Source organism: Enterobacter hormaechei subsp. hoffmannii (assembly GCF_001729745.1).
Lineage (GTDB): Bacteria > Pseudomonadota > Gammaproteobacteria > Enterobacterales > Enterobacteriaceae > Enterobacter > Enterobacter intestinihominis.
The window spans coordinates 2,755,341-2,771,189 of the sequence record NZ_CP017186.1; the positions used below are offsets into that span (position 1 = coordinate 2,755,341).

Genomic DNA, 15,849 nt, shown 5'->3' on the forward strand with positions numbered 1-15,849 from the left:
TTAATCGGGTGAATAGTGGGTGAAATGAGGGGTTATTTGGGGGGTTACGCTTGTGCGTGGATAGAAAAAACCCCGCCGAAGCGGGGTTTAAGCGTAATCAGGCGATTAGCCTTGCAGCAGAGACAGAACCTGCTGAGGAACCTGGTTAGCCTTGGCCAACACGGAGTTACCAGCCTGCTGGATGATCTGCGCTTTAGACATATTTGACACTTCGGTCGCATAGTCGGCGTCCTGAATACGGGACTGCGCTTCAGACAGGTTGGTGGTGGTGTTGTTCAGGTTGGTTACCGCAGAGCTCAGACGGTTCTGTACCGCACCCAGTGAAGAACGGAATTTATCGATTGAACTGATGGCGTCGTCCAGTGATGCCAGAGGATCAGTTGTAGCAGTACCTACGCTAGTTGCTTCCGTAGTGATTTTACCGGTTGAGGTAACATTTACTGCTGCTCCAATTGTTGGAGAATAGGTTTTGTTCGTATCTGTCGCTGATGAATAAGCTGCAACAGTAACATTTCCATTGTCTTTATTAACTGCATAAGACACTGTGTAGTCTTCAACGCTAGTGATATTGCCTGCGTCATCGACAAAAGTATTATCAGTGGAAGCACCTGTCGCGTCGAAGGCTAAGTTTTTAGTCAGAACACCTGAGTTCATGGAGATATTGGTAGCATTAGCTTTAGTTTCAGCTAAAACTACATCGGAGCTAACGGTAGCTTTGTAGCTCACAACTCCAGTATCGGTGGCATCAACACCTGGCGCAACAGTATACTCAGTACCTTTGAAGTTTAAGGTCGCACCGTCAGTATTTTCACTAGCTGTCTTAAGCAGTGCTTTCATCGTAGCGTCTGCTGCGCCGCCAGCATTGTTGGTGGTCAGGTTACCTGAAGCATCAACGTAAGCTGCTTTACCGCCAATAGTAATATTACCGGCAGAGTCGGTATCAAAGTTGACGGTACCGTCTTTAGTGGTATAAGTACCGCTTACTGTCTGACCAGGATCCGCTTTTAAGGTAGCAGCTAATGCATCACGGTTTGCAGTTTTAGCTGCTTCGTCAGCACCAGCGGTTGACTTAGTAGTAGTGAAGTTACCTGCTTTCGCGTCATAAGTATAAGTAGCACCGTTAGTTGTAACGGTATCGCCTGTTTTCAACTTACTGAAAGCAACATCAGTAGTAAGATCTTTATTTGTGGTGGTCAGATCATAATTCCCGGTAGTGGCATTCAGTTTTGCCCCAGCGGAAGTCAAATCACTAACAGTTGCTGCCTTATTAGCAATAGTACCCTTACCATTTACATTGAAGCCGTTCAGACCCAGAGTATCAGAGTCGATTTTTTTCAGGTCGATGGTGATGGTCTGGCCATCGTTCGCGCCAACCTGAATTTTCATGGAGCCGTCTTTTGCCAGCACGTTCACGCCGTTGAACTGGGTCTGACCAGATACGCGGTCAATTTCGTCCAGACGGGATTTGATTTCATCCTGAATTGAGTCCAGGTCAGACTGGGAGTTAGTACCGGTAGAAGACTGAACGGTCAGCTCACGAATACGCTGTAAGTTGTTGTTGATTTCAGACAGTGCGCCTTCAGTCGTCTGTGCAACAGAGATGCCGTCGTTAGCGTTACGTGCAGCCTGAGTCAGACCTTTGATGTTGGAGGTGAAGCGGTTAGCAATCGCCTGGCCAGCAGCATCATCTTTTGCGCTGTTGATACGCAGACCAGATGACAGACGCTCAATGGCGGTAGACATTGAAGACTGGTTCTTGTTGATGTTGTTCTGAGTGATCAGCGAGAGGCTGTTGGTATTAATGACTTGTGCCATGATTACGTTTCCTGTTGTTCATCAAATCTGTGGGTTAGATTTGGGTTTCCACCCTTCGGCTTCATCGCCGTCAATGGTGTTATCGTCTGGTCCAAACCAACCTTTAGATTTTTTTTCAGGATCGCATCATTTTTTTTAGCCACAGAAATACTCTTCTCCAATAGCGTTATTCTCGCCATTAAAAATTTGAACCTAACCGTAAACTTTCCTGAGTTGAGGCCGATAACCCCACTATTCGTTCTACGTGTCGTTACATTAAGGAATAAATATGGCAAGTATTTCTACGTTGGGAGTCGGATCAGGTTTGCAGTTAGGCGACATTTTGGACAGTCTGACCGCTGCACAAAAAGCACAACTGACGCCGATCTCTAAGCAGCAGACTTCCTATACAGCAAAACTTAGTGCCTACGGCACGCTGAAAAGTGCATTGGAATCCTTCCAGACGGCAAATACTGCACTTAGCAAAGCCGATCTGTTTACAGCGACTACCACCGCCAGCAGCAGCACAGCCTTCAGTGCCACAACCACCGGCAGCGCGATTGCGGGTAAATACACCATTAACGTATCGCAGCTTGCGCAAGCGCAAACCCTGACAACAGCTAAAACGCAAAGTGATAATAAAACGGCGATTGCGACGGCGGACAGCACCATCACCATTCAGCAAGGTGGTGACAAGAAACCTGTCACTATTGATATCAGTGCGGAAAACTCATCTCTGAGTGGTATCCGAGATGCGATCAACAAAGCGGATGCTGGCGTAAGTGCCAGTATTATTAACGTCGGTAATGGTGAGTATCGTCTGTCCATTACGTCAAAAGATACCGGTAAAGACAATGCCATGACTATTAGTGTCAGCGGCGATACGGCACTTCAGTCCTTCATGGGCTACAACGGTAATAGCGCAGATACCACTAACGGCATGATGGAAAGCGTTACGGCCCAAAATGCGCTATTGAAAGTTAATAACGTTGATATTGAAAACAGCAGCAATACAATCAGTGATGCGCTGGAAGATATCACTCTCAACCTGAACGACGTGACAACCGGCAATCAGACCTTAACGATCACTACCGATAACACTAAAGCGACCAAAGCGATAAACGACTGGGTGACGGCGTATAACTCCCTGCAAGATACTTTCAGCAGCCTCACAAAATATACTGCTGTGGATGCGGGTTCAGACGCTCAGAATACCAGTAATGGCGCGTTATTAGGCGACAGTACGCTACGCACTATTCAGACTCAGTTGAGAAGCGTGCTGAATAATCCTCACACCAGTTCCAATATCAAGACCCTGGCTCAAGCTGGCATCACTACCGACCCAAGCACCGGTAAACTGGAAGTGGATGATGACAAGCTTAGCGCGGCAATGAAAAACAGCGCGGCTGGTATCAAAGACCTGCTGATCGGTGACGGGAAAACATCCGGTATCACCACCACCGTTGGAACAAACCTCACAGGTTGGCTCTCCAGCACCGGCATCATTCAGGCTGCCAAAGATGGTGTCAGTAAAACCCTGAACAATTTAACTAAGCAATATAACGCGGCCAGCGAGCGTATCGACACCATGGTAGCGCGTTATAAAGAACAGTTTACGCAATTAGACGTCATGATGAACTCGCTGAACTCTACCAGCAGCTACCTGACGCAGCAGTTCGAAAATACGTCCAGTAACAAGTAGTAAACGCTAATCAGACCCGAGGGGGATAACATGTACGGCGCAAAAGGCACGCAAGCCTACGCAAAGATAGAAGTTGAAAGCGCGGTGATGAGCGCCAGCCAGCAGCAGCTGGTTATCATGCTATTTGATGGAGCCCTCAGCGCGCTGGTACGCGCGCGTCTGTTCCTGGCAGACGGTAATATCCCGGCAAAAGGGCTGGCGCTCTCAAAAGCCATCAACATTATCGAAAACGGGCTGAAGGTTGGCCTGGTGGAAAATAACGGTGATGAGCTTACGCAAAACCTGATTGCCCTTTATGCCTATATGGTACGTCGCCTCCTGCACGCCAACGTGAATAACGACGCCAGCGCCATCGAAGAGGTGGAAAACCTGCTGCGCAATATCGCTGACGGGTGGAAGGAGGTTGCCGGTACGCCACAACTGATGCAGGACGCCGTCTAATGAGTAACGCACCGCAACTTTATGCCCTTTATCAGCAACTCCTTGAGCAGAGCCAGTTGATGTTGCGACTGGCGCGGCAGGGACTATGGGATGATCTAATCATCTGTGAAACCGACTATGTTAATGCGGTGCACTCACTGGCTCGTCTCACTCAGGAAAGTGAACCTTCGATGCAGATTCAGGAGCAGCTTCGCCCGACGCTGCGGGTGATCCTGGACAACGAAGGCCAGGTAAAAACATTGCTGCAAGCCAGAATGGATGAGCTGGCGAAGCTGGTTGGGCAATCCTCCATCCAGAAAACCGTTCTCTCCACCTACGGTAATCAGGGCGGTCATGTCCTGGTTCCGCAAAGTAATAGCGATATTAATTAGCCATTTAACTGGCGGGCAAGCGTTAACCGTTTCGTTCGCCAGGCATTTCTGCCAAACCTGCTCCATACTTGAGTTTCGCGACCTCATGGAGATGGTGCATGCGCAACCCAACACTTTTACAATGTTTTCACTGGTACTACCCCACCGGCGGTGAATTGTGGCAAGAAGTCACGGCATTAGCCCCCAACCTGAACGAAATCGGCATCAATATGGTCTGGTTACCCCCGGCCTACAAAGGCGCATCCGGCGGCTATTCCGTCGGGTATGACTCTTATGACCTTTTCGACCTCGGTGAGTTTGACCAGAAAGGCAGTGTCGCCACCAAATACGGCGATAAAGCCCAGCTGCTGGAGGCCATCAACGCCTTAAAAAGCAACCAGATTGCGGTGCTTCTGGACGTGGTGGTCAACCATAAAATGGGGGCCGATGAAAAGGAACCCGTCCGCGTGCAGCGCGTGGATGCTCAGGATCGCACCCAAATCAGCGATGAGATCATCGAATGTGAAGCCTGGACGCGCTACACCTTCCCCGTTCGGGCCGGGCAGTATTCGCAGTTCATCTGGGATTACAAATGCTTTAGCGGTATCGACCACATTGAAAATCCCAGTGAGGACGGTATCTTCAAAATCGTTAACGACTACACCGGCGAAGGCTGGAACGATCAGGTCGACGACGAGATGGGCAATTTCGATTACCTGATGGGTGAAAATATTGATTTTCGCAACCACGCGGTGACGGAGGAGATCAAATACTGGGCGCGCTGGGTGATGGAGCAAACCCACTGCGACGGCTTCCGCCTGGACGCGGTAAAACACATTCCGGCCTGGTTCTATAAAGAGTGGATTGAACATGTCCAGGAGGTGGCCCCGCAGCCGCTATTTATTGTGGCGGAATACTGGTCTCACGAAGTGGATAAATTGCAGCAATACATCAATCAGGTGGACGGCAAAACCATGTTGTTTGATGCGCCACTGCAAATGAAATTTCACGAAGCGTCACGCCAGGGACGCGACTACGATATGAGCCAGATTTTCACCGGTACGCTGGTGGAAGCCGATCCGTTCCATGCCGTAACGCTGGTGGCCAACCATGACACCCAGCCCTTGCAGGCGCTGGAAGCCCCGGTTGAAGCCTGGTTCAAACCGCTGGCCTACGCGCTCATCCTGCTGCGTGAAAACGGCGTGCCGAGCGTGTTCTACCCGGATCTTTTTGGCACCAGCTATGACGACACTGGCGGGGATGGTGAGACGTATCACATTGATATGCCGGTGATTGAACAGCTCCACGAGCTGATCCTCGCCCGGCAGCGTTTTGCCCACGGCGTGCAAACCCTCTTTTTCGATCATCCAAACTGCATTGCGTTTAGCCGCAGCGGGACAGAGGAGCACCCGGGCTGTGTGGTGGTGCTGTCGAATGGTGATAACGGTGAGAAGACGATCTGCCTCGGCGAGAATTACGGCAATAAGACCTGGCGGGATTTTTTAGGCAACCGCGAGGAAACCGTGACCACGGCGGCGGATGGCGAAGGGACGTTCTTCTGTAACGGGGGAAGCGTCAGCGTCTGGGTGATTGAAGACGCGCTGTAGTACGGGAAAGGTGCGGCCTGATGCCCTCACCCCGACCCTTTCCCACAGGGAGAGATATCTCCAGTAATTTAAAAGCAGAAGCAATAACGTTGCCTTCATAATAACTGAGGACTTTCAGCGATGCCCTGGTCCGGCTGTAAATCGCCGAAGCGTTTCCGTAAGGCCGGGGCGAGGCGCAGGGAAGCGCCGAGAGGGCGTGGCTTGCATGGATGCAGGCTCATGCCCGACCCGATAGCCTGAAGGAAAAAGCTGAGGGTACCGCGAAGCGGCGATTTTCCGCCGGGAGCCCGGGTCGCCAGGGTGGTGGCGACTGAGCCACCCTGGCACGTTCACCGCTCATGTCGCTACAGAGTAGCAAGGAACATAAAGTGAACGGAATGACCACCAGAGCCGTATGTTCCCCCTCACCCCAGCCCTCTCCCTCCAGGGAGAGGGGGCCGACGGTGAAGGCATTATTTTGTGGAGATCCCTCAGACCACGGGTAGAGGGCGCAAACTCCAAAACGGTTACGGAAGCTTACTCTCCAGCGGATTCTTGCTCAGGTAATCTGCGCATTCCACCGTTGGGCGATCAACCTTGTACAGTTCCATGCCGTCATACTCCAGCGCCGCCCCATCACGATCGAGCGGATAGACGTCTCGTTTTTCGGTCACGTTATAATAATCATCTGAACGCAGCATGATCTTACCCGGCACCGCGATAACGCGCTGCCACTGACGGCAGTCCAGGGTATCACCCTCTGGCGTCACCACCAGCGTGGCAATCGCCTCCGGGCTCACCATCGCGCTCTGCGGCCCTTTCGACTGCCAGTAACCTGCCAGATGCGAAGGTGCCGGATGCTTAACCACTTCCTGATAGTTTTCGACCTGAACGCATCCCGCTAACGTCAGCATTGCAGCCACAATTGCTACTTTTTTCATCATCTTTCCTGCATGCGAAGAAAAAAATATTGTGGCATTAAAGCCATCAGGCTGCCAGCGTAAGATTGGAAGGTTTCACACCTGCATCGACATCACGTCCTGATACGCCGACACCAGCTTGTTACGCACCTGCAACCCCATCTGCAATGACACCGACGCTTTTTGCAGATCGGCCATCACATCGTTGAGCGCCACGCCGGGTTCACCGAGGGTAAATCTCTCAGCCTGGGTACGGGCCGCGTTTTGCTTATCGCTGATCCGGTCCAGCGCCGCATGCAGTTGACCGGCGAAGCTAATGCCCTGCGGCTGGTCAGCCACGCTCTGATTACGGGCGGTCATCGCCGTTGCCTGTAACTGACTGAGTACCCCTTCAATGCCCTGTATAGTCATGACTCTCCCCTGGATGGTTTTTTACGAGGTCAAGACTAACAGCTTGTCAATAAGATAATGGCGGTAAATAGCGTTAAAAAACCAGGTTATTTGACGCATAGAAAATCCCGAATCATCAAATAATGGCAGGGCCATCAGTATGGAACTTTTGTCGTGTTTGCCGACCCGGGAGTCAGTTTTGTTTCTCTACACGAATAACGTAAACCACCAGGATTTAAGAGGTGCGCAATGAGTGCGACAGCAGCATCGACAGCGCCGCAGAATAAATCACTCGAGTGGATGAACCGCCTTCGCGCCAACCCTAAGATCCCGTTGATTGTGGCAGGCGCTGCCGCCATTGCGATCGTTGTCGCGATGGTCTTATGGGCAAAAAGCCCGGATTACCGCACGCTCTACAGCAACCTTTCCGACCAGGATGGCGGTGCCATCGTCACCCAGTTGACCCAGATGAACATCCCGTATCGCTTTGCCGATAACGGCGGTGCGCTTGAAGTGCCGGCAGATAAAGTGCACGAGCTTCGCCTGCGTCTCGCCCAGCAGGGGCTGCCGAAAGGCGGCGCGGTTGGGTTTGAACTGCTGGATCAGGAAAAATTCGGCATCAGCCAGTTCAGCGAGCAGGTTAACTACCAGCGCGCGCTGGAAGGTGAGCTGGCCCGTACGATTGAAACCTTAGGCCCGGTGAAAAGTGCCCGCGTGCACCTGGCGATGCCTAAGCCGTCCCTGTTTGTCCGCGAACAAAAGTCCCCTTCTGCCTCTGTGACGGTTAACCTCGAACCTGGCCGTGCGCTGGATGAAGGGCAGATCAGCGCCGTCACGCACCTGGTCTCCAGTGCGGTAGCCGGTCTGCCGCCGGGTAACGTTACGCTGGTGGATCAGAGCGGTCACCTGCTGACGCAGTCCAACACCGCCGGGCGCGATCTCAACGACGCCCAGCTGAAATACGCTGCCGACGTGGAAGGCCGTCTCCAGCGTCGCATCGAAGCGATTCTGGGCCCGGTGGTGGGCAACAGCAACGTGCATGCGCAGGTCACCGCGCAGATTGATTTCTCGAATAAAGAACAGACCGAAGAGCAGTACGCCCCGAACGGGGATGCTTCTCGCGCCGTGTTACGCTCGCGTCAGATCAATGAGACGGAACAGGTCGGTGGCCAGTATCCTGGCGGTGTGCCGGGTGCGCTCTCTAACCAGCCTGCGCCTGCCAACGCCGCGCCAATCTCCACGCCGCCGGCCAACCCGCAGAACGGTCAGCAAACGAATCAGCAGACGACCTCGACCGCGAACAGTGCCGGCCCGCGTAACAGCAGCCGTAACGAAACGACCAACTACGAAGTCGACCGGACTATCCGCCATACCAAACTGAACACGGGCGATATTCAGCGTCTCTCTGTTGCCGTGGTGGTGAACTACAAAACGCTGCCGGACGGTAAACCGCTGCCGCTCACGGCAGAGCAGATGAAGCAGATCGAAGATTTGACCCGCGAAGCGATGGGCTTCTCTGAAAAACGTGGCGATACCCTCAACGTTGTGAACTCACCGTTCAACCCGGTGGATGAGACCGGTGGCGAACTGCCGTTCTGGCAACAGCAGGCGTTCTTCGATCAGCTGATGTCCGCAGGCCGCTGGCTGCTGGTGCTGATTGTCGCGTGGCTGCTGTGGCGTAAGGGTGTCCGTCCTCAGCTTCAGCGTCGCGCTGAAGCCGAAAAAGCCGCGCTGGAACAGAAGAACGCGCGTCCGGACGAGGAAGAAGCGGTTGAAGTTCGTCTCAGCAAAGATGAACAGATGCAGCAGCGTCGTGCTAACCAGCGTATGGGCGCAGAGGTGATGAGCCAGCGCATTCGCGAAATGTCAGATAACGATCCGCGCGTCGTCGCGCTGGTCATCCGCGGTTGGATGGGTAACGAACATGAGTAATACGCTTACAGGCACCGATAAGAGCGTCATCCTGCTGATGACCATTGGCGAAGATCGCGCGGCGGAGGTGTTTAAACACCTCTCTCAGCGAGAAGTGCAGATCCTCAGCGCGGCGATGGCCAACGTGCGCCAGATCTCCAACAAGCAGCTGACCGAAGTGCTGGCGGAGTTTGAGCAGGAAGCCGAGCAGTTTGCTGCGCTCAACGTCAACGCCAACGAATACCTGCGCTCCGTGCTGGTTAAGGCGCTGGGCGAAGAACGCGCCGCCAGCCTGCTGGAAGATATTCTCGAAACGCGCGACACCGCCAGCGGGATCGAAACGCTCAACTTTATGGAGCCGCAAAGCGCCGCCGATCTTATTCGCGACGAGCACCCGCAGATTATCGCCACCATTCTGGTCCACCTCAAACGGGGCCAGGCGGCCGATATTCTGGCGCTGTTCGACGAGCGCCTGCGCCACGACGTGATGCTGCGTATCGCCACCTTCGGCGGCGTCCAGCCAGCCGCGCTGGCGGAGCTGACCGAAGTGCTGAACAACCTGCTCGACGGCCAGAACCTCAAGCGCAGCAAAATGGGCGGCGTGAGAACGGCAGCGGAAATCATCAACCTGATGAAAACGCAGCAGGAAGAGGCGGTTATTACGGCAGTGCGCGAGTTCGACGGCGAACTGGCACAGAAAATTATCGACGAGATGTTCCTGTTCGAAAACCTGGTCGAAGTGGACGATCGCAGCATCCAGCGCCTGCTTCAGGAAGTGGATTCGGAGTCCCTGCTTATCGCCCTCAAAGGCGCCGAGCAGCCGCTGCGCGAGAAGTTCCTGCGCAACATGTCCCAGCGTGCGGCCGATATCCTGCGCGACGACCTGGCCAACCGTGGCCCGGTGCGTTTGTCTCAGGTGGAGAACGAACAGAAAGCGATCCTGCTTATTGTTCGTCGTCTGGCAGAAACCGGCGAGATGGTGATTGGCAGCGGAGACGACACCTATGTCTGATGAACTGTCGTGGAAGCGCTGGACGCCTGACGACCTCTCCCCTCCCACCGCAGAGTTCACCCCTGCCATAGTGTCGTCCGATGAGGGCGACGCCGGGGCGGGCGTGCCCGAGCTGAGTGAAGAGGAACAGCGCGCCCAGATGCTGGCCCAGATGCAAATGCAGGCGCACGAGCAGGGCTTCAACGCCGGGATGAACGAAGGCCGTCAGACCGGGCACGCACAGGGTTATCAGGAAGGGCTGGCGAAAGGTTTAGAGCAGGGCATTGAGCAGGCGCGCCAGCAGCAGGCGCCGCTGCATGCCCGCATGCAGCAGCTGGTGAGCGAGTTTCAGCACACGCTGGATGCGCTGGACAGCGTGATTGCCTCGCGCCTGATGCAGATGGCGCTGGAGGCGGCCCGTCAGGTGATCGGCCAGACGCCGGTCGTGGATAACGCCGCGCTGATTAAGCAGATCCAGGGGCTGCTCCAGCAGGAGCCGCTGTTCAGCGGCAAACCGCAGCTGCGCGTGCATCCTGATGATTTGCAGCGCGTGGAAGAGAGCCTCGGCGCGACGCTGAGCCTGCACGGCTGGCGGCTGCGCGGCGATCCGTCGCTCCATCACGGAGGCTGTAAGGTCTCGGCGGATGAGGGCGATCTGGATGCCAGCGTCGCGACCCGCTGGCAGGAACTGTGCCGCCTGGCGGCACCGGGAGTCGTCTGATGACCGCTCGCCTTACGCGCTGGCTTAACACGCTCGATAATTTTGAAACGAAGATGGCGCAGCTGCCATCCGTTCGTCGTTATGGACGCCTGACGCGTGCCACCGGTCTGGTCCTGGAAGCCACGGGTCTGCAACTTCCGCTCGGCGCCACCTGCGTGATTGAGCGTCAGGACGGGAGTGAGACGCGTGAAGTGGAAAGTGAAGTGGTCGGGTTTAACGGCCAGCGACTGTTTCTGATGCCCCTTGAGGAAGTGGAAGGGATTTTGCCCGGCGCCCGCGTCTACGCGAAAAACATCAGCGGTGACGGCCTGCAAAGCGGCAAACAGCTCCCGCTCGGTCCGGCGCTGCTGGGCCGCGTGCTGGACGGGAGCGGCAAACCGCTCGATGGCCTGCCCTCCCCTGATACCACCGAAACCGGCGCGCTGATCACCCAACCCTTTAACCCGCTGCAACGCACGCCAATCGAGCACGTACTGGATACCGGCGTGCGGCCGATTAACGCCCTGCTCACCGTGGGACGCGGCCAGCGTATGGGGCTGTTTGCCGGCTCCGGCGTGGGTAAATCGGTCCTGCTCGGCATGATGGCGCGTTATACCCAGGCGGACGTTATCGTCGTCGGCCTGATTGGTGAGCGTGGTCGCGAAGTCAAAGATTTCATCGAAAACATTCTTGGTGCGGAGGGTCGCGCCCGCTCGGTGGTGATCGCCGCCCCGGCGGACGTGTCGCCGCTGCTGCGTATGCAGGGTGCCGCCTACGCCACGCGTATCGCGGAAGATTTCCGCGACCGGGGCCAGCACGTGCTGCTGATTATGGACTCCCTGACCCGCTACGCGATGGCGCAGCGTGAGATTGCGCTGGCCATCGGCGAGCCGCCCGCGACCAAAGGTTACCCGCCGTCGGTCTTCGCCAAGCTCCCGGCGTTGGTTGAGCGTGCGGGGAACGGCATCAGCGGCGGAGGCTCCATCACCGCGTTCTATACGGTACTGACCGAAGGCGATGACCAGCAGGACCCGATTGCCGATTCTGCGCGCGCGATCCTCGACGGCCATATCGTGCTGTCGCGCCGTCTGGCCGAAGCCGGGCACTACCCGGCGATTGATATTGAAGCCTCGATCAGCCGTGCGATGACGGCCTTGATCACCGAACAACACTACGCCCGCGTGCGTAACTTCAAACAACTGCTCTCCAGCTTCCAGCGCAACCGCGATCTGGTAAGCGTCGGGGCGTACGCCAAAGGCAGCGATCCGATGCTCGATAAAGCGATTGCCCTGTGGCCGCAGCTGGAGGCATTTCTGCAACAGGGTATTTTTGAACGCGCCGACTGGGAAGATTCCCTCCAGGCACTGGAGCTGATTTTCCCGCAGGTGTAACACAGGTGGAGGGCGAAGGTCATGGCGCAGAACAGCGCGTTATCAACGCTGAAAGATCTGGCTGAAAAAGAAGTTGATGATGCCGCATTGCAACTTGGCGCAATGCGACGCGGGTGCCAGCAGGCTGAAGAACAGTTGAAGATGTTAATCGACTATCAGCATGAATATCGCACCAACCTTAACACCGACATGACGCAGGGCATTGGTAGCCAGCGCTGGATTAACTATCAGCAGTTTATCCAGACGCTGGAAAAGGCGATTGAGCAGCATCGCCAGCAGCTTAACCAGTGGACGCAAAAAGTCGATACCGCGCTGAATTTCTGGCGCGAGAAAAAACAGCGGTTGCAGGCCTGGCAAACCTTACAGGACCGGCAGATTGCAGCCTCGACCCTGGCGGAAAACCGTCTGGATCAGAAAAAAATGGATGAGTTTGCCCAGCGCGCATCAATGAGGAAACCAGAATGATCACACTGCAACAACTGCTGATGACCGACAGCGACCCGTCCGGCGGCACGCTGACCGGAAAAGGCGCTGAGGGCGCGCAAGATTTTCTCTCTCTGCTGGCGGGCGCGCTGACCGAGACCACCGGCAAAGGCAAAGATGCTCCGCTGACGCTGGCCGATCTGAAAGCGGCGGGAAGCAAGCTGTCGACAGCGGCACAGGAAAAAAAACGGTGATACCACGCTCCAGGCCAAAATCGCCGAGCTGCTCTCCCGCCAGGAGACCCTGACTGATGAAGATACCGCCGTCTCCCTGCAAAGCCTCGTCTCCGGTCTGAAACCCGCAGCGAATACGGATGCGCTGAAGGCGCTGACCCGGACGGACGCGAAAGCAAACAGCGAGACCACGACTGAAGAAGAGGAGCTGGCCGGGTTAAGCGCGCTGATGGCGATGTTGCCGCACCAGCAGACTACCACCCCAATGGCGACGCAGCCAGCAAGCACCGGGGAGGTCGCCCCTCGTGCCGCCCTCCCCTCTGCGCTAGCCCAGACGGACAACGGCCAGCATCAGCCGCTTAGCCATGCGTTAACGGGTCAGGAAAAAACGTCGGTTCAGGACAGCGACACGTCGCTGCCCGCCACGGCAGCCGTTACGCCAGCTGTTGCCGCCGTCGCGGAGAAGCAGGACGTAGTGAGCACGGCGTCGTCTGCCGCCAGCCCAACCGCGACGCTGGCCCCGATCGTTAGTCACCTGGCAACCCCCCAGTCTGCCGCTACCGTTGCGACCGCGCCGGTGTTAAGCCAGCCGCTGGGCACGCACGAATGGCAGCAGAATCTAAGCCAGCACATCACCCTGTTCACCAGACAGGGCCAACAGACCGCAGAGCTACGCCTGCACCCGGAAGATCTGGGTCAGGTGCAAATTTCGCTTAAGCTGGATGACAACCAGGCGCAGTTGCAGATGGTTTCGCCCCACAGCCACGTTCGTGCGGCGCTGGAAGCGGCCCTGCCGATCCTGCGCACGCAGCTTGCGGAAAACGGCATTCAGCTTTCCCAAAGCAGCGTCAGCAGCGAAGGCTTTGCCGGGCAGCAGCAATCTTCATCCGGGCAACAACAGCACGCTTCGCGTTCAGGCCAGCATGGCGGGTTTAGCGAGGAGAGCGAAGAGTTATTGCCAACCCCTGCCGCCCTGCAATCCGCCGCGCGCGGCAGCCGTGCCGTAGACATCTTTGCCTAAACGCCAGAGGTAACGTGATTATCCCCGTCTTTTCCACGCTTTGACCTAAGCCGGACACGGGATAATCACCGTATTAAGCTGTACCGAAACAGGAAGCTCGTATCAGATGACAGACTCCGCTATCACCAAAAAAAGCAAGCGTTCCATCTGGATCCCGCTGCTGGTGTTGATTACCCTCGCGGCCTGCGCCACCGCAGGCTACAGTTACTGGCGTATGCAGCAGGAACCCTCCAGCGCAGCCGCCAAAGCTGAAGCGCCGCCTCCACCGGCGCCGGTCTTCTACCCGCTGGATACGTTCACCGTGAACCTCGGCGATGCGGATCGCGTGCTTTACGTGGGCATTACGCTGCGTCTGAAAGATGAAGCGACCCGTGCACGTCTGAACGACTACCTGCCAGAAGTGCGTAGCCGTCTGCTGTTGCTGTTTTCTCGTCAGGATGCCTCCGCGCTCGCCACCGATGTGGGCAAGCAAAAGCTGGTCGATGCGATCAAACAGACGCTGGCGACCCCGCTGGTCAACGGCCAACCTAAGCAGGAAGTCACTGACGTTCTGTATACAGCCTTCATTCTGCGGTAACGACATGGGCGACAGTATTCTTTCTCAGGCAGAAATCGATGCGCTGCTCAATGGCGACAGCGATAAGAGTGACGATCCGAAGCCGGGTCTGACCGGCGACGATAATATTCGTCCCTACGATCCCAATACCCAGCGTCGCGTGGTGCGCGAGCGTTTACAGGCGCTGGAGATCATCAACGAACGTTTCGCACGTCAGTTCCGAATGGGGCTGTTTAACCTGCTGCGTCGTAGCCCGGATATCACCGTCGGTGCGATCCGCATTCAGCCGTATCATGAGTTTGCCCGCAACCTGCCGGTGCCAACCAACCTTAACCTGATCCATCTGAAACCGTTGCGCGGTACCGGCCTGGTGGTGTTCTCGCCAAGCCTGGTATTCATCGCAGTGGACAACCTGTTCGGTGGCGATGGCCGTTTCCCGACCAAAGTGGAAGGCCGCGAGTTTACCCATACCGAACAGCGCGTTATCAACCGCATGCTGAAGCTGGCGCTGGAATCCTACAGCGACGCGTGGAAAGCGATTAACCCGCTGGAAGTGGAGTACGTGCGTTCCGAGATGCAGGTGAAGTTTACCAACATCACCACCTCACCGAATGACATCGTGGTGAACACCCCGTTCCACGTCGAGATCGGCAACCTGACGGGCGAGTTCAACATCTGCCTGCCGTTCAGCATGATTGAACCGCTGCGCGAACTGCTGGTGAACCCGCCGCTGGAGAACTCACGCCATGAAGATCAGAACTGGCGTGAGAACCTGGTGCGCCAGGTTCAGCACTCGCAGCTGGAGCTGGTGGCTAACTTTGCCGACATCTCCATGCGGTTATCGCAGATCCTGAAATTACAACCCGGCGACGTTTTGCCGATAGATAAACCCGACCGCATTATTGCCCATGTGGATGGCGTACCCGTGCTGACAAGCCAGTACGGCACAATTAACGGCCAGTATGCGTTACGCGTTGAGCACTTGATCAACCCGATTTTGAATTCGCTGAATGAGGAACAGCCCAAATGAGTGACATGAACAATCCGTCCGATGAAAACAGCGGAGCACTGGACGATCTGTGGGCTGACGCGTTAAACGAGCAAAAAACGACGCCGACGAAAAGCGCGGCAGACGCGGTCTTCCAGCAGTTAGGCGGCGGCGACGTCAGCGGGACGTTACAGGACATCGACCTGATTATGGACATTCCGGTCAAGCTGACCGTTGAGCTGGGCCGCACCCGCATGACTATTAAAGAGCTGCTGCGCCTGACGCAGGGTTCCGTGGTGGCGCTTGACGGTTTAGCGGGTGAGCCACTGGATATTCTGATCAACGGCTACCTGATTGCACAGGGCGAAGTAGTGGTGGTGGCCGATAAATACGGCGTACGTATCACCGACATCATTACCCCTTCCGAACGTATGCGTCGCCTGAGCCGTTAA

Annotated in this window: 15 protein-coding genes and 1 pseudogene; 13 read left to right on the top strand and 3 right to left on the bottom strand. The window is 55.8% G+C overall.

Annotated elements, in window-relative coordinates; genetic code table 11:
• Positions 1 to 105: 105 nt before the first annotated feature.
• Entirely contained in the window at positions 106 to 1,815 is a 1,710-nt protein-coding gene (locus BFV65_RS12990) for a FliC/FljB family flagellin (RefSeq protein ID WP_045346616.1), read from the bottom strand.
• A gap of 268 nt (positions 1,816 to 2,083) precedes the next feature.
• Here BFV65_RS12990 and fliD point away from each other — a divergent pair, with 268 nt between their 5' ends.
• The 4 genes from fliD to amyA all read left to right on the top strand — a co-directional run bounded on the left by fliD (position 2,084) and on the right by amyA (position 5,894).
• Complete coding sequence (gene fliD / locus BFV65_RS12995) at positions 2,084 to 3,496, top strand: flagellar filament capping protein FliD (protein WP_063853253.1); 1,413 nt, start codon at positions 2,084 to 2,086, stop codon at positions 3,494 to 3,496.
• A 30-nt stretch (positions 3,497 to 3,526) separates the two neighbouring features.
• Positions 3,527 to 3,937: a flagellar export chaperone FliS gene (gene fliS / locus BFV65_RS13000; RefSeq protein WP_003859616.1), complete on the top strand. Its 411-nt coding sequence runs from the start codon at positions 3,527 to 3,529 to the stop codon at positions 3,935 to 3,937.
• Positions 3,937 to 4,308: a flagella biosynthesis regulatory protein FliT gene (gene fliT / locus BFV65_RS13005; protein WP_006811148.1), complete on the top strand. Its 372-nt coding sequence runs from the start codon at positions 3,937 to 3,939 to the stop codon at positions 4,306 to 4,308. Before fliS ends, fliT begins: the two co-directional genes overlap by 1 nt.
• A gap of 98 nt (positions 4,309 to 4,406) precedes the next feature.
• Complete coding sequence (gene amyA / locus BFV65_RS13010) at positions 4,407 to 5,894, top strand: alpha-amylase (RefSeq protein ID WP_069596731.1); 1,488 nt, start codon at positions 4,407 to 4,409, stop codon at positions 5,892 to 5,894.
• 506 nt (positions 5,895 to 6,400) lie between these two features.
• Here amyA and yedD read toward each other — a convergent pair.
• Together yedD and fliE are read right to left on the bottom strand one after the other, a co-directional pair.
• Positions 6,401 to 6,814 (bottom strand): lipoprotein YedD, encoded by a 414-nt coding sequence (gene yedD, locus BFV65_RS13015; protein WP_022648547.1) that lies wholly within the window; start codon positions 6,812 to 6,814, stop codon positions 6,401 to 6,403.
• 75 nt (positions 6,815 to 6,889) lie between these two features.
• Positions 6,890 to 7,204, bottom strand: coding sequence for a flagellar hook-basal body complex protein FliE (gene fliE / locus BFV65_RS13020; RefSeq protein WP_069596732.1), 315 nt, complete (start codon positions 7,202 to 7,204; stop codon positions 6,890 to 6,892).
• 228 nt (positions 7,205 to 7,432) lie between these two features.
• Here fliE and fliF point away from each other — a divergent pair, with 228 nt between their 5' ends.
• The 9 genes and pseudogenes from fliF (at position 7,433) to fliN (ending at position 15,849) form a co-directional block, all read left to right on the top strand.
• A complete protein-coding gene (fliF, locus tag BFV65_RS13025; protein ID WP_022648549.1) occupies positions 7,433 to 9,115 on the top strand; it encodes a flagellar basal-body MS-ring/collar protein FliF in 1,683 nt (560 codons plus the stop codon).
• On the top strand, positions 9,108 to 10,106 hold the full coding sequence (gene fliG / locus BFV65_RS13030; RefSeq protein WP_003859608.1) for a flagellar motor switch protein FliG: 999 nt from the start codon (positions 9,108 to 9,110) through the stop codon (positions 10,104 to 10,106). Before fliF ends, fliG begins: the two co-directional genes overlap by 8 nt.
• On the top strand, positions 10,099 to 10,806 hold the full coding sequence (gene fliH, locus BFV65_RS13035) for a flagellar assembly protein FliH (protein WP_022648550.1): 708 nt from the start codon (positions 10,099 to 10,101) through the stop codon (positions 10,804 to 10,806). Before fliG ends, fliH begins: the two co-directional genes overlap by 8 nt.
• On the top strand, positions 10,806 to 12,176 hold the full coding sequence (gene fliI, locus BFV65_RS13040) for a flagellar protein export ATPase FliI (protein ID WP_032624018.1): 1,371 nt from the start codon (positions 10,806 to 10,808) through the stop codon (positions 12,174 to 12,176). The genes fliH and fliI overlap by 1 nt, the downstream gene beginning before the upstream one ends.
• A gap of 21 nt (positions 12,177 to 12,197) precedes the next feature.
• On the top strand, positions 12,198 to 12,641 hold the full coding sequence (fliJ, locus tag BFV65_RS13045) for a flagellar export protein FliJ (protein WP_006811155.1): 444 nt from the start codon (positions 12,198 to 12,200) through the stop codon (positions 12,639 to 12,641).
• Positions 12,638 to 13,853, top strand: a pseudogene (gene fliK / locus BFV65_RS13050) (flagellar hook length control protein FliK). Before fliJ ends, fliK begins: the two are co-directional and overlap by 4 nt.
• 106 nt (positions 13,854 to 13,959) lie before the next feature.
• Entirely contained in the window at positions 13,960 to 14,430 is a 471-nt protein-coding gene (fliL, locus tag BFV65_RS13055; protein WP_003859598.1) for a flagellar basal body-associated protein FliL, read from the top strand.
• A 4-nt stretch (positions 14,431 to 14,434) separates the two neighbouring features.
• The gene (gene fliM, locus BFV65_RS13060; RefSeq protein ID WP_006811158.1) at positions 14,435 to 15,439 is read left to right on the top strand and encodes a flagellar motor switch protein FliM; all 1,005 of its coding nucleotides are present in this window, start codon (positions 14,435 to 14,437) and stop codon (positions 15,437 to 15,439) included.
• Entirely contained in the window at positions 15,436 to 15,849 is a 414-nt protein-coding gene (gene fliN / locus BFV65_RS13065) for a flagellar motor switch protein FliN (protein WP_003859592.1), read from the top strand. The genes fliM and fliN overlap by 4 nt, the downstream gene beginning before the upstream one ends.